Origin of the sequence: Arthrobacter sp. Soil764, assembly GCF_001428075.1 — a bacterium.
Taxonomy (GTDB): domain Bacteria; phylum Actinomycetota; class Actinomycetes; order Actinomycetales; family Micrococcaceae; genus Arthrobacter.
Window position 1 is genome coordinate 98352 of sequence record NZ_LMSI01000007.1, and the last position, 270, is coordinate 98621.

At 51.5% G+C, this 270-nt stretch carries 1 rRNA gene; it reads right to left on the reverse strand.

Annotated features, from left to right (window positions below):
- Positions 1-148: 148 nt before the first annotated feature.
- Positions 149-270 (reverse strand): 23S ribosomal RNA (locus tag ASG86_RS06610); the annotation flags it as partial.

The window sequence follows — 270 nt, forward strand, 5'->3', positions numbered from 1 at the left end:
CGTTCGGGTGGTGTGGGAAAACTGGTGTGGTTACAACATTGTGGTGTGGTTATTCAGTTGTGTTGGTTCCGTGCAACCATCCCCGGTGTTGGGGGTTGTTGGTTGGGAACCACATAGTGGACGCAAGCAGAGTTTTGTATGTATCTGTGTGGTGTAAGTTGTTGGCCTATTAGTACCGGTCAGCTTCACGAGTCGTTAGTCCTCGCTTCCACATCCGGCCTATCAACCCAGTGGTCTGGCTGGGGGCCTCTCACACATAAATGTGTATGG